This is a genomic window from Blastopirellula sp. J2-11 (assembly GCF_024584705.1).
In the GTDB taxonomy this organism is placed as follows: Bacteria; Planctomycetota; Planctomycetia; order Pirellulales; family Pirellulaceae; genus Blastopirellula.
The window spans coordinates 5691770-5706416 of sequence record NZ_CP097384.1; the positions used below are offsets into that span (position 1 = coordinate 5691770).

9 protein-coding genes are annotated in these 14647 nt (G+C 58.3%); 3 read left to right on the forward strand and 6 right to left on the reverse strand.

Annotation, left to right across the window (positions count from 1 at the left end; genetic code table 11):
- Positions 1-46: 46 nt before the first annotated feature.
- Positions 47-229 (reverse strand): hypothetical protein, encoded by a 183-nt coding sequence (locus M4951_RS22665; protein ID WP_262023882.1) that lies wholly within the window; start codon positions 227-229, stop codon positions 47-49.
- Between the two features lie 224 nt (positions 230-453).
- Here M4951_RS22665 and M4951_RS22670 point away from each other — a divergent pair, with 224 nt between their 5' ends.
- Positions 454-858 carry a hypothetical protein gene (locus M4951_RS22670; protein WP_262023883.1) on the forward strand — a complete coding sequence of 135 codons (405 nt, stop codon included), beginning with the start codon at positions 454-456 and terminating at the stop codon, positions 856-858.
- 104 nt (positions 859-962) lie between these two features.
- Here M4951_RS22670 and M4951_RS22675 read toward each other — a convergent pair whose 3' ends face one another.
- From M4951_RS22675 to M4951_RS22690, 4 genes are all read right to left on the reverse strand, one after another.
- Positions 963-1175 carry a hypothetical protein gene (locus M4951_RS22675; RefSeq protein WP_262023884.1) on the reverse strand — a complete coding sequence of 71 codons (213 nt, stop codon included), beginning with the start codon at positions 1173-1175 and terminating at the stop codon, positions 963-965.
- A 725-nt stretch (positions 1176-1900) separates the two neighbouring features.
- Positions 1901-2983, reverse strand: a complete 1083-nt coding sequence (locus M4951_RS22680) for a class I SAM-dependent methyltransferase (protein WP_262023885.1) — start codon at positions 2981-2983, stop codon at positions 1901-1903.
- 487 nt (positions 2984-3470) lie between these two features.
- Positions 3471-6896 (reverse strand): PVC-type heme-binding CxxCH protein, encoded by a 3426-nt coding sequence (locus M4951_RS22685; protein WP_262023886.1) that lies wholly within the window; start codon positions 6894-6896, stop codon positions 3471-3473.
- Positions 6897-6949: 53 nt separating this feature from the next.
- Positions 6950-8146 carry an SGNH/GDSL hydrolase family protein gene (locus M4951_RS22690; protein WP_262023887.1) on the reverse strand — a complete coding sequence of 399 codons (1197 nt, stop codon included), beginning with the start codon at positions 8144-8146 and terminating at the stop codon, positions 6950-6952.
- Between the two features lie 201 nt (positions 8147-8347).
- On the opposite strand from M4951_RS22690, the gene M4951_RS22695 reads away from it, so the two are divergent.
- On the forward strand, positions 8348-9580 hold the full coding sequence (locus M4951_RS22695) for an LL-diaminopimelate aminotransferase (RefSeq protein ID WP_262023888.1): 1233 nt from the start codon (positions 8348-8350) through the stop codon (positions 9578-9580).
- Positions 9581-9923: 343 nt separating this feature from the next.
- Positions 9924-11009, forward strand: a complete 1086-nt coding sequence (gene leuB, locus M4951_RS22700; protein ID WP_262023889.1) for a 3-isopropylmalate dehydrogenase — start codon at positions 9924-9926, stop codon at positions 11007-11009.
- A gap of 67 nt (positions 11010-11076) precedes the next feature.
- On the opposite strand, the gene M4951_RS22705 is transcribed toward leuB, so the two are convergent.
- Positions 11077-14028, reverse strand: coding sequence for a hypothetical protein (locus M4951_RS22705; RefSeq protein ID WP_262023890.1), 2952 nt, complete (start codon positions 14026-14028; stop codon positions 11077-11079).
- Positions 14029-14647 lie beyond the last annotated feature (619 nt).

Consider the following 14647-nt stretch of genomic DNA (forward strand, 5'->3'; position numbering starts at 1 on the left):
TATATTTCTTGGCACTCCGCCGTTTCTTTCGCAGGGACACTTTTATCTACTTTTCACACCGTTTCCGGTCGCGACCCTTTCGCCAGCGTGCCTGCCGCGCCATGATATGCCGGCCCGACTTGGCCAGTAATTGCTCAAACTTCTCCGCGTCGTCCAGCTTGCCGATGCACTTGGCGACCGCTTCTTTGATCCCAACCATTCGAGCCAGATCGTTGAAAGGCTCGGCCATGAACGGGTAGACAATCTCGACGATCCACTACGCTTCAGCATCCGATAGCGTCAGGTCAGCCGGGAAAGTGCCGCCCCGTTCGATCAGGTCAAACAGGGCCGCAAAGATTTCCTTGCCTCGGGAGCCGGCATAGGCTTGCAGGTGAAAGCCCTCGCGGATCTCTTCCGCCTCTTCCTGGCGTTGGTAAGCAAATCGCGGAGCCCGTCCAGGGGCGATCGTCCGCTATGAACTTGCGCGGCAAGCTCGCCGGGGATCCGGTGTTTCGGTCTGTTATGCGTTCGTTACCATTTGCGTTTCCTTCCTCGTCCTCGTTTTACGGGAATGCCGGCGTCAATCTTCGCTTGCCGGATCTCTTCTTTCATGTCGCGAATATCGGCACCCATCAGGGCGATGGCGAAGCCAGCTATCGCCAGCGACTTGCGGGGTCGATCGCAACTGTCGACGGCGATGCCCGCAACCACTTCGCCAACTTTTTTTCCTTGGTCGCTTCTGGCACCGGCCACCCCTCACGGATCGCTCGACGCACAAGCCGAATATCCTCGGCCCGCTCTCGGGGATTGCTGAATAGAGTGATGCTCATTGGCTGCCCCTCGCTGACAGGACGCGAAACGCCGGTAATTGGCAAGTAAAGCCGAGAAGGCCGCTAGGCTGGTGCCTGACGCGATCGGCGCCTAAGCCGAACACATGCACCGCGATAACGGCGAAGCGACTGCACTCTGGTTCTTTTCTAAAGCTACCGTCTCCCCCCCAGCCACCGCACCTTCTCATTCGGATCGACCGGATCCCTCATCCGCTTCGTATCCGGCCGCGGCAAGCGAACCACTTCGCGCATCGTGAGCCAGCCGTTTGGGAGCGGCATTTTCCGAGGGGTCTTTTGCGGGCGGATCCAGTTTTTCTTTTCGGCCGCTTTGGCCATATCCAGCGTTGTTTTGACTTCTTGGCTCACGTATTGAATGACCCGCTGAAATTCTCCTTTTGCCCAGAAGATTGGCGGCGTCGGCGCCGGTCATGCCTGCAAGTTTGCCATGGCGTCTTCGGATACAAAATCTTGCGTTCGGCGGCGGAAGATTGTCTCTCGACAAAGCGCACGGAAATATGGTCGATTGCGCCCGGCGCGCGGGAACTGTGCGCGGCGAAATTGGCCTGACTTACTCGGCTATTGGCTCTTTGAAAATTCGTGATGGAAGGTCGCGTCGGCGATCGCGGTTTGCGCTTCGCCAGGTTCGATGGGGATCTCGGGAAAGGGCAACCGAAAAAAACGAGGCGGTCCGGTCCAATCAGGCGCCAGAAAAAAAATGCGCTGCGGTCCAGTCCACATTGTGAAACTAGTCACGAAGTTGGAGAAATCCGAAATCACGTGGAGGCGGTCCGGCATTGAGAATCGCGGTCGGATTTCCCTCGGAGGTCGTTTTGGGGGGCGAAAAAAACGTATTGCGGCCTCAGTCCTGGGCTGGGGCACCCCCCAAAAAAACGGTCCTGTCCGGTCCAACCTTTTCGGGATCGGCTACCAACCTACGCAGATTCACCTGCAGGCAAGATGGGAAGTTTCGCATGCACTTTTTTTTCGCGGTCCAGTCCTGTCCGTACTTTTGTTGGGGGGGGGAGGTAAGCAAGCCATTCGACATTCGTCTATTCCCGTGAAGTCTTCTCGCCGGAAGGCTCCGACGCCGCTTACAGTCGCGTCAGCAACACGCCGACCGAGATGTAGTGAAACTCGTACCGGGCGGGGTCTTCGGCCAGGCGTTGTTCGATGCGTTGGTAAACCTTTTCGACGGCGGCTTCTTTTGAGAGGGGAGCGGGGATCGCGGCGGCGAGGATCGCTTCGGTAAAGGCGCGGAGGAAGCCGCAATAGCTGCGAGCCCAGTCGGCGGCGTCGCCGGTTGCTTGCAGCGCTTCGTTGAAAGGGACCGGGATGTCGACGCTTTCGGCTTGTTCGATTTGGAAGGCCTGCATCAGTTGGGGGTCGGTGGTGATTGGTTCAATAAGCTCTTCGAGCGAGCGGCAGTAGATGGGGAAAATCAAATGTTCGTAGATCTCGCGCGGCAGGTCGCCCGACTCGACCAGGTCGAGCAGCGCGTCGCTCAGCACGTCATAGATGCCGTGGCTGGTCGAGTGGAGATCGTTGCGACCGAAGACCTGCACCAGCAGCTTGCCGCCGCGGATCATCTCTGCGGCGCGGGCATGATAGAACTCGGTCAAATCGTGGGCCGCTTGCTGTGCGAAGGGGGCTTGTTCTGCGGACGTGACCGCAACTCCGTCGCGCGGCGCAAACGGACCGGGCGGCATCGGCAGCACGTAATGCGGAAGCGTCGCCTCAGGCAGCCGCTCGAGAAAACCGATTGCGTTGAACGTGGTCACGACATGGACGCTGCAAGGTGGAATCAGCCGACCAAACGCGGTGCCGGCGGTGACGAAAGCAAAGACGTCGCTTGGCAACGGGCCGTCTCCGTCGCCGTGCAAGTTGGCGAACAGTTGGTTGTAGTCGTTGCTGGGAAGATCGCTGAAGCAAACCGAAACCGGGGCCGTTTGCGCAGTCCGCAAACTGACGACGGCGCGCGAGAGCGCATAGATCGCATTGGCGCCTTCGGACGAACCGATGTCCAAAAAGCGAATCGCCGTTTGCTCGTCACGCGGCGGCGGGATTTGCTTTACGGCGGCTTCGAGCCAAGGGAGAAACGGCTCCATCGCCGCGCGCTGCCCTGCAGAATTTGCGTTGTAGTAGCCCCCGCCCTTCATCCCCGTGGTGGTCGGCATCGCGACGCTCCCTTACTAGTACGATCAATTGCACCAAGTCGCCCTGCAACGGAACGTGCGACTCGGCTAGAAGTTTCGCATAGAGAGCGTCTTGATGCACGTAAAAGGAGAGAAAAAGAAATGCGAGTCAACCTCTTCTTAGCCCGAAGCGCGTTTTGAAGTTGCGATATTTATTAGAAGAGAAGAATGGAACACTGCAAAACACGGTCGGAAAGCAAGATCGAAGGCCATGGAGTAGGTTCGCCCGAAAAGCATTTCCATGAATGACCAAGGAGAGTGAGCCTCGTTGAGCAAGTCGATATTATCTCGTTTCTTACCCTCCTTTCTCCGTGGCATCCGTGTTCTATCCCTTGCGAACCTGCCCAAAAAACGTGAGCGAGGGAAAATCACTTGGCTACTTCAAACCGCATGGGAATTGCCAACCGCATTTCCCCAATTCAAAACTTGCGCCGCGGGCGAGTGTTCCATCGATCGGCGATTTTTCTTCCTACTTCCCGCCGATCGGTTCGGCGCGCCCCGTGGAGTCGGCTTCGATCACTTCCACTTTGACCGGCGCGGTTCGCGCATTGCGATCGATTTCGAGCGTGATCCGCTTTGCGCCGGCGGGCCAATCGAAGGTCATTTGCTTTTCGAGCGGGGTCGGGCTTTCGCCGTCCCACAGTTTGAGCCCGGTGGTGTCACCGAAGTCGAGCGTGATCTTGCCGGCTTTGGCGACATTCAGATGGAAGCGTACGAACGAGAGGGGAGGACTGATGCTATGCGGCTGAATCTTCGGCAGTTCTTCCAGCGGCAACGCGCCGTCGACCTTGCTATAGCGCGAAGTCCAGGTCAACGCCGCGTCGTCGGTCGATGCGGTGTCGCTGCTGGTGCGGTTCAGCCGGCGATGACCTTCCTGGGTCGACTCCAGCGTTTCCCAACGGCGGACGATCGGCGCGGGGCTGATCGCGTAGGAGCCGACTTTGCCAAGCTGAGCAAGGAACGCGGCGAGATCGACAATCTCTTCGGTAGTGAGCGCGTCAACGGCGCCAGCCGGCATCAGAGACTGACCATCTTTCTGCTCTTCGATCGCTTCGATCGGGACGGCGATTTCTTTGTCTTCGGCGTCACGCAAGATCAATTCTTCCGACGTGCGACGCACTGGGATGCCGCTGACGACGCGGCCGTCGTCCAACAGCAGAATCAGCGAGTTGTAGTTTTCCTTCAACTTGGCGCTGGGGCGCAACAGCGATTCGACCACGTAGTCAGGCTGAGCGCTGGCGCCGAGGCTGATCAAGTTGGGGCCGACCAAACCGCCGGCCGGACCGATCGAGTGACACTTCATGCAACTGAGTTCGGTGCGGCGGAAGATCGCTTCGCCGTGGGCCGGATCGCCGTCGGCGAGCGCCTTGGTGATCGCGGCCAGTTCTTCGTCGGTCCAAACCTTGGCTTCTCCTTGGCCGACGCCTCCCGATTTGCCAAGGGCCGTGATCAGCGCTTGCTCTGGCTGGGGACTGGTCCGCACGGCGCGGATCGCCATTTTCGCGACATCGGCGTTCAGCTTGGCTTCGTTGAGCGCGGCGGCCAGTTTGGCCTGACCATCTTTGCGCATCAGGTAGGGAGCGACCAGATCAGCGGCGGCGGGCGCTTTCGCAGAAGCCAACAGGGCGACGGTTCGCTTGGCCGCTTCATTGGGGGCGACGCCGACCAGCGCCGCGGTCGCCGCTTGGCGCAGCTGCATCCCTTCGGCTTTGTCGGCCAACGCGATCAGATCGCCCATCGCTTTCAATTGGGCCAGCGCTTCGAGCGCGGCCGTTTGCACCGCCGGCGAGTCGGTGGTCGCGAGCGCCGCGAGTTCGTCACGCAGGTCGGCGACTTGCCACTCGCCAACCGCTTTGGCGGCGGCGATTGCGACGGCGTCGCTATGCGCGTCGAGCAACTCACCGACTTGGGTCAGGTCGCCAGAGGGTTTTACTTTCCGTTTTTCAAACGCCGAGGTGAGCGTGGTCAACAGCTCGGCGCGACGAGCCGCGTCGGCGTTGGCCGTATCATTCAACACGATATCGAGCAGCCGGCGCAGTTGATCGGGATTACCGCGTTGGGCCGCCAGATCGAGCGTTTGACGCCGCGCAGCGTCGCTCAACTCGGGCGCGTTGAGCAGCGAGAGCGCCGGAGCAACCACGTCGCCCGATTCGACCGCCGAGAAAGCGTAAAGCCATTTCTCCGGCGCCTTGTCAAGGGCGATCTCTCCCTTGACCGCCTTCGGCAGCCAAGCGGGCGACAGATCATTGAGCGTGCTCCAGAGCGCGAAGTCAAGGAAACGATCCATCGGCTGATCGAGCGCCAACAGCGCGACTTCGGTCGCCGTCAGGCTATTAAGTTTCGCCAGAGCGCAAACCGCTTCCAACCGAACCCGCGGGTGCATGTCGGTGACGGCGACTTCCAACAACAGCAGAGGTTCGGCGATGCGATCGGACCATTGCGACAGCACGCGCACGGCGGCGGCGCGAATGTTGTGGTCATCGCAGACCAACAGCTCGGCCAACAGGCGCTCATTGGGAAGATTCAGGTTTTGATAGATCCAGAGGACTTCCAGTTTCTTTTGCAGATAGAGCGGATCGTTGCCGTCGAGATTCGCTTCCCACGGCTCCAACTCGGGCAGTACGACTTCGGCGCCGCGGGCTTTGAGCGTCAGCTTCGCCCACAGGCGCACCCATTCTTCCTGCGCAGTGAGCAGTTCGAACAGTTCCGGTTCCGATGCGCCGGCGATCTCTTGTCTTTGCAGCGGCGTCATGTCTTTGCGGGTGACGCGCCAGATGCGGCCATGCGTTTGATCGCGGCGATCGTCGCGGAAGTCGACTTCGCCATGCTGAATGATCGGGTTGTACCAGTCGGCGATATAGATCGCGCCGTCGGGGCCCATTTTGACATCGACCGGACGAAACGCGACGTGCGACGTTTTGATCAGCTCTTCGCCTTGGCGGCTCGAATAGCCAGAGCCTTCTTCATCCAAGATAAAGCGACAGACGCGATGGGCGCGAAAGTCATTGGTGATGCAGTTCCCTTGCCAATCATCCGGCAATGCGCCGCCGCTGAGGATCTCGAGCCCGCAATGCTTGGGACTACCGGGGTTCAAACCGTGGACCAACCGCCGCGCATTGGGAGACGACACAAAGACCGAATCGGGGAAGACGTAGTTGATCCCTTCCATGTATGCGCCATCGGTCGCGAAGTCAGCGCCATAGCGATTGAAGTGATGTCCCCAGGTGTTGACGAATCCTTTGCAAAGCACGTCGAGTTCCATCGTCTCGGGACGGAATCGCCAGATGCCGCCTCCGTCGAGCCGACGCACGCCGTACGGGGTTTCGACATGGCTATGAATGTAGATCGATTGGTTGAAGTACATATTGCCGTCGTGGCCCCACCGCAGCGTATGCAGAATGTGATGGGTATCTTCGGTGCCGAAGCCCGAGAGGACGACTCGTTTTTGATCGGCTTGGCCGTCGCCGTCGGTGTCGCGCAGGTGGAGCAGTTCGGTGCTGTTGGCGACATACACGCCGCCGTCGCCGGGCAACACGCCGGTCGGGATCAACAGACCATCGGCGAAGACGGTGCTGGTCTCGGCGACGCCGTCGCGGTCTTTGTCTTGCAGGACGATGATTTTGTCGTCAGCAACCTGGCCCGGCTCGATCTGCGGGTAGATGCTGCTGGAAGCGACCCAGAGGCGGCCTTCGGCGTCAAAGTTCATTTGAATCGGCTTGGCGATCGCGGGGTCCGACGCGTACAGATTGACCTCGAAACCGTCGGCGACCAGAAAGGTCTCCAGCTCTTTGGCCGGATCGGGATCGGGGATATCTTTCAAATCGCGTTGGGCGAAGGCGGGAACGGCGAGCAACAAGGGCAAAACCAGCGTAACAAGCGGGGCAATCGGTTTCATAGAATTAGCGTCTCAAGTCGACGTGGGCGGGTAGGGAAAAGCGGAGGCGAGCATTACTTTTGCGGCGTCAGCCGAATGTCGAGCGACACGGGCTGCCGCAGCTGCGCGATCTCGCGCTCTTTGGCCTCGATCAGGGGATCGAATTGGGGGATTTCGACCGCGTTGTTCCCTTGCTCATGTTTGCGGAAGAGAAAGAGATACGTTTCGTTTTGGGGACGATAGCGATGAAAGAAGAGCTCGTTCTTGGCGACGATTGTTTGCCGCAATTTTTCGGCCGCAGCGGCCAACTTCGGGACGTTGGCGCCGATCCCTGTTTGCAATTGTTGGCCGGTGACCATGCCGAGGTTCTCTCCGTCGGCGGCCACACCGAACTTTCCATTCCGCTCGGTTTCGCTGCGGACGATCATGTCGTGGGCGATATCCAACACTTCCCCTTGATAGCTGACGCTGCTTTTGGGCAACGGCGCCGACGTAGTCAAGGGAACGCTGGTCGTCAGCTCCAACTTCTCCATCACGACGACCGGCGTCGACTCGCCCAGCGCGGCGGCGACCGCTTGGGCGGCTTCCCAATAACCGTATTCGGTCAGATGAACGCCGTTGCTGGTCAACGTCGCTTTGCCGTGGATATGCGGCGTGAACTTTTTACCCAGCTGATCGGTCAGATCGACAATCTGGTATTGATGCTCATAAGCGATCTCTTGGATGACGTCGCGATACTTGGCCAGCATCGCGTTGTGCGCCTGGGGATTGGGGAGCGGGCTCCCCAGATCTTCGATCGGCGGCGGCGAGATGAGCATGATCTTTTTCGTGTGGCGCTCGACGGCGGCCAGCAAACGCGTGTAGCCTTCACGAAACTTTTGCAGCCCCGCTTCACCCTCAAACGCGGCGTTGGAGCCATAGCAAACGATCGCCGCGGTCGGTTTGACCAGGTCGAGCGAATTGTTGAGATGGTTCCAACCTTCCTCGGCATTGCCGAAACGAGCTCGCGAGCGTCCGAAGACATCATCGCCGCTCCAACCGAGATTACGGAACGTGATGTTGCGGTCGTGATACTGGGCGGTCAACGCCGTTTCGAGATAACCCTCGTGCTGTTCACGTTCAATGAAGGTATTGCCCAAAAAGACGACGCGATCGCCGTCGACCAGGCCATCTTTCCACAGCGGCGGCGCTGCGGCCTGAGTGCTGGTTGCGGCCAACAGCGTCACAACAGCCCAGGCAAGCGCCAAGGCGAAACGGCGGGGACAGGTCACAGAGGTATCCTCGATATTCTCAGGGCGGGGGATGAGAGAGCGGTGGGAGCAAATTCTCTATTCTTAGTTTACCTCCCCCAATCCGGGTTTGCCACGCGCTACGAGCGAACTAGCGGGGCGGTTGTCGGATCTACAGCAGATGAGGTAGGTTATCGGTTTCGCTTTTTCAGCCCGTTCCCCCCTCTTATTAACTGCAAAACGATGAGCGATCCTTACTTTCAGCAGCTGTTCGCCGACCGCATCGGCGGCGCCAACTATGGCAAAGGGACCGAGATTTATAAGTTCGAGAAGATCAAACGGGCCAAACGGAAAGCCCTGGCCGATCATCCCGAACGGATGCTCATCGATTTTGGGATCGGCGAAAATGACGAGATGGCGCCCCAATCGGTTCGCCAGGTGATGGCCGACGAGATCAACAAGACCGAAAACCGCGGCTACGCCGACAACGGTATCGCGGCGTTCAAAGAAGCGGTCGCTCGGTTCATGCAGCGGATGTTTGGCGTCCCCCTGGACGCAACGACCGAGATCAACCACTGCATCGGATCGAAGACCGCGCTGGCGATGATCCCGGCTTGCTTTATCAACCCAGGCGACGTCACGCTGATGACCGTCCCCGGCTACCCGGTCGCCGGCACGCATACGCGTTATTACGGCGGCGAAGTCTTTCGTTTGCCGCTGCTGGCCGAGAATGACTTTCTGCCGGACTTTGCGGCGATCCCGGAAGACATCCTTCGCCGCACCAAGTTGCTGGTGCTGAACTATCCGAACAGTCCGACCGGCAAAGTTGCGACCAAAGAGTTCTATGCCGACGTGGTCGCGTTCGCGAAGAAGCACAACATCGTCGTCATTCAAGACGCGGCGCACACCGTGCTGACTTTCGACGGAGAGCCGCTCAGCTTTTTGTCGGTTCCCGGCGCCAAAGATGTGGGGGTCGAGATTCACTCGCTCTCCAAAGGGTTCGACATGATCGGCTGGCGGATCGGCTGGGTCTGCGGCAACCCATTGCTGGTGCAAGCCTTCTCCGACGTCAAAGACAACTGCGACTCAGGCCAGTTTATCGCGGTCCAAAAAGCGGCCGCCGCGGCGCTCGACGACGAGTCGATTCCCGGCCACACCAAAGCCAAGTACCAGCGCCGCCTGACCAAGCTGGTCGCCATGCTGAAGCGGTGCGGCTTTGAATGCGAAATGCCCGGCGGCACCTACTTTCTGTACACGAAGAGCCCCAAGGGCGTGGTCGGCGGCCCGACGTTTGACTCTGGCGAAGCGGCGTCGCAATACTTGATCACTGAGCATTCGATCTGCACGGTGCCGTGGGACGACGCCGGCGCGTTCCTGCGGTTCTCGGTCACCTATGTCGCCGCCGACGAAGCGGCCGAAGACGCGTTGATGGCCGAAACCGAATCGCGGTTAAAAGAGATTCAACTGCAGTTTTAAGGAACGTGAACACTAGCCCGCCGCGCGAGCAAGGGAATGCGTTTGGCGATACCAACACGGATTGAAGTAGCGAACCGCATTCCCTCGCTGGCGCAACGGGCTAGTGTTACGGTTTTCGACTTGATTCCGATCATGTTTTGCCGTCCTTAAGCCGTGTGGCCTTGCCGTGTTCCATTCTTATTTTCGACAAATAGCGCAACCTCAAAGCTGGCGTTGTGCTGTTAATCTCCATTTCCAGGAGAGATTCACTGCCTCCACCCCCACCTTCGCGGAACCGTAGCGAGAAGGTAAGCTGGGGGATTGCTGATCGGTCTGTCATCTACGCTGCCCATCCAGAACTACCATGAACAAAAAACTCCTCCTGCTTCCCGGCGACGGGATTGGTCCTGAAATCATCGCTGAGGTCCGCAAGTTGATCTCCTGGATCAACGATCATACTGACCTGACGATCGAAACCGAGGAAGATTATTTTGGCGGCGCGGCGATCGACGCCTATGGGACGCCGCTGCGTGACGAGACGTTGGCGGAGGCTCGCCAATCGGACGCCATCTTGATGGGGGCGGTCGGCGGCCCGAAATGGGATAACGTCGCGTACAACATTCGGCCCGAAGCGGGACTGCTCAAGATTCGCAAGCAGCTGGACCTGTTCGCCAACCTTCGACCGGCGATCGTGTTCGACGCGCTGATCGACGCTTCGTCGCTGAAGCCGGAGATCGTGAAGGGGCTCGATATTCTGATCGTTCGCGAGCTGACCGGCGGCGTCTACTTCGGCGAACCGCGAGGGATCGAGGACCTGGGCGACGGCGAGCGACGCGGCGTTAACACGCAGGTTTACACGACCTCCGAAATCCGCCGCGTCGGCAAGGTCGCCTTTGAGATCGCCAAGAAGCGTCAAGGGAAGGTCACTTCGTGCGAGAAGGCGAACGTCATGGAGTCTGGCAAGCTTTGGCGAGAAGAGATCACTCGTCTGCATGCCGAAAGCTATGCCGACGTGACGCTGGAACACATGTACGCCGATAACGCCGCAATGCAGCTCTGCCGGCGTCCGTCGCAGTTTGATGTGATCGTCACCGACAACCTGTTTGGCGACATCTTGTCAGACGAAGCGGCGATGCTGACCGGATCGCTCGGGATGTTGCCTTCGGCGGCTCTCGGCGCGCCAGGCTCGCCGGGCTTATACGAACCGGTCCATGGTTCGGCGCCTGACATCGCTGGCCAGGGAATCGCCAACCCGCTGGCGACGATCTTGAGCTTCGCGATGCTGCTGAAGTATTCGCTCCATTCGGTCGAACTGGGCGAACAAATCGAAGCGGCGGTGCAAGCGGTTTTGGCCCAAGGGCTGCGAACCGCCGACATCATGGTCGAAGGTTGCCAGAAAGTGACGACCATCGAAATGGGAGACGCGGTCATCAAGGCGCTAGATTCGTAGTCGCGCATCGCGCTCGCGGAATCGGCAATTGCGATCAAACAGCCGCTCTTTGATTGTGCGCCGTTGGTTAGTTTTTATCGCGTAACCGCTCGGCCTGTTCGATCCGTTCCCGGATGATCCGTAGATGAGGTAACGCTTTCACCGCGCTTTCCGCCGCTTCGATTTCACGCTTCAGATGCGGGATCGCCTTGGGCCCTAACTGTTTCAACCAGAGGGCGGCGTTTTTTTGGACGGCGAAGTCCTCGGAAGTCAGTTGTTGGGTTAGTTCTCGGACGATCAATTCGTAATCGGGATCGTAGTTGAGCTTCACGACGACCGGTGACTGGTCGTGCCAGTAATTTTCTTCGGATGCGCGAAACTCGATGGTGTAGACGCCCGGCTTTCGGTCGATGAGCGAAATAGCGGAGCCCTTGTCGAACTTCCGCCAGGGCTCCTCGGTGAAGCGCCAAGTCAGCTGGGCGCTGCGACCTTCTTCGGTAGGCGTGGCCGTCACCGCAGGGCGCCAATCAGACGTGGTGACGGTGACTTCCGTCGTCGGTTCGGGCCAATTGGTTTCTGGCAGCGGCACGGTCGCTACGACCTTGAAGTCAACGGGCTTAGGCGCCGTTCCGCCCAGGCGAACCGCGTTGACAGCGCAGCGGTAGTCGCCGCTTACCGGGAACCGAAAGCGAAGCTTCCCGTCAGGCGTTCGTAAGAGCGGCTGATGTTTACCGTCGACGGTAACCAACAGATCCACGGCCGACGCGATACGATCCGGCTTCACCTCGATCGGAACTTCCAATTCTCGACCGCACTGCTCAGCGATGTCACCAGCATGTAAAGAAAGCGGCGACTGCAAAAGTCGAAACGCTCTCGGATAGCTGCTAGAGCTATTGACGAACCAAACGTCGCCGTTGGCCGCTTCGACAACGTCGTTCACGGTAAAGCTGGACAAAGGCGTTCCAGAAAAGTCGAGCTTGGAAAGCTGGCGATTTATCACGCGGTAAGGCGGGCTGAACCCTGGTGACATAAATAGCCAACTGCCGGTCGTGCGTGACGCTTTCACACGCTGAAAGAAGCGGTAAAGGTTGGCCGTTTTTTTACTCGCAGGCTCCGGCGCAGGAACATCGAGCGCCTGTTCAAATTCTTCTAGATCAAAATAAAGTCGCACGCGATCGCCGTCTTTTAGTACTGGGTAATACTGACGCGGATGTTGCATCGCGATCTTCTTGTCGAACGGCCGCAACCCCTGCGGACCAAGCATCAGATCTCGGCGAGACTGGAACGTATAAGGAAGCTCCTGGATCTGCCCTGTGTTGTAGCGATACAGCTTGCCCGTTTCTGTACGGATGATGGCTCCTTCTTCGGACGACTCCAACAGAGAGGAGACATCATCGTCAAACTTGAAAGTATTCCAAACGCCATCCGTGAGAATATTCATCGTGTTTTGATCGTGGATACCGTACCAGAGTCGTTTGTCAGCGGTGAGAAACAGTCCGCCGATGTCGGGCGATCCCTGAAAGTGCGTCGCGCCTGATTCTACGGCCGCCGCTAATGCATCTTTCATCGATTCAAATTCAACGACATCGTCTTCGCTAATCTCGAAGACGTGCCCTGGGAAAAGCTCGACCAATAGATGCCCTCGATTGTCGACGATCGAACGGCGAATCTGCGTCACCTCGAAAGGCATCTGCTGAAACGTGACTTTGTCGGCGGTGAGGCGAGAAAGCTGATTGGGATGTTCGACATCGAACATCGCGATCGTGTCATTCGGCAGCGTCCAGAGCCGGCTGCCACGCGCCAGTTTGTATTCGGCCCAATCCTTAGTGATCTCGCTGGTCGGAGGAGGACCCGGGCCGAGCGTTAACCGCGCCATTTCATTGCCTGAGTGGTCGCACGGCAGCCATACTTCACCAGCCAACCCCTGCTGGATGCTATGGGCGCCGCTGAAAACTCCTTGCTTCCAACCGAGCGGCGTCAGCTGCCCATCGCGATAGATGGCGATTCCGGATCCAAATGATCCCAGCACGAAGACGCCGTCCTCGGTCTCAAGGATCGAGTTCGGGTAGTGATCGTGTTGCCAGTTGGCCCAGCTATTGCTTTGCAACGCGGGAAGTTCATTGATCTTGCCGTCAGGCGTGAGCTCAAAAATGGAGTGCCCGCTTTGGCGATGCACGATCGTCGTTAGCCAGACAGCTCCGCTCTCGGTTTCCAAGGCGTCGTCAAACGTAAGCTGCGGATCTTCGGGGGCAGGCAGCTTCACTTCGATCAGCTCTTTTGTGCGGACATCGAACGCGAGGGCTTGCGTCGGTTGTTGCAACAACACGAAGATCCGATCGCCGTTCCATCTGGCTGCGGCGATCTGCGTCGGAAAATGTCTTTGTCGCTCACTTTTTTCCATTTGCTCCGCGACCACAGCGGGACCATCGGTGACATCTAATTCGTTCGCTGCATTGCAACCGTAGATGCGATTGTCATGAATGGAATAGAAGTAGACCTCGTCGCCGAGATCGCAGATTACGGGACGAAACAAGCCTGGACGCTCACCAAAGTGCCCTTCAACCCGCTTCCAGTTGGCGCCGTCAAACACCGCCAAAAATGCGCGACCCCAGTTGAACAGGCGTCCATTTTTCGAAACATAGACGCCTGGCCGGTTCGTTGCGATGTCATAATAAAACGTCGTGATCGGATGATACCGGCCCGCCTTCAAACGATAGATCTTTCCCTCGTGATCTTTTTCCGTTGGCTGCGTGAGATAGGCGCCCTGCTTGGGGCCGCCGTACAGTCCGGTCTGATACTGCCCCGAGCGAAGCCGGGATCGTTCGATCGCAACGAACTGGTTCCCATCGAAGTAATAGACATGGTTGTTGGCCATCACCCAGGGCACGCCGGTTTCGTCGACGACCACATCTTGAAACCCTGACCAGGGCGATTGGGGCAGATCAAATTTTTCGATTTCCCAAGCAACGGCAACGTTGACGACCGCCGCCATCCATAGCAGGCAAGCCGGCAGGCAAAGTCGGTGAATCAAAACTGGCATGAGTCCCCTTCGCTTTCGCTTGGTTTTTCGAAAAGTTCACCGCTCGAGCGGCCAAGTCGCGATTGGACGACGAAATAGCGACTTGATCTCCGTCGTCAATAATCCCCGTCGTCAATGATCCGCGTAAAAACGATGCATGCTGGTCAACTAAAATGATAACCGCAGCCCCCAGGCGAAGCCACTTGCGGCGCTTGGCCGCTCGTGAAGGTTCCCTCATGCAACCGACGACTGCTGGGGCGCGTCGCCTGAAAAGACTTCCGCAGTTTGATTCGCATGGGGCAAGTTGAGCATTGCAAATCGAGTAGTTTACAACTTCAGCAGAGGACTGTTCGTCTGTCGCAATCCATTCGACGGCACGACGTGAGCGCGCAATCTTTACGTCAAAAAATCGCGGAATTGCGGACGCCTATTTGCACGCCTGAGGAACCAGTGGTATACCTTCAGTAGTCCATTCACCACCTGTTGAGGCGGATTGTCGCTGACGAAAAGCGGCAAAGGACGCGGGCAGCTCTCTTTTCTCAATTTCCTTATCTCCTCTGGCCGCTTTGGTGTTCGTAGTCTCGTTCAACGAGGCGCGCTCAACTCTTCGCTAGCCATCTTTCTATTTCAGGCTCGAACG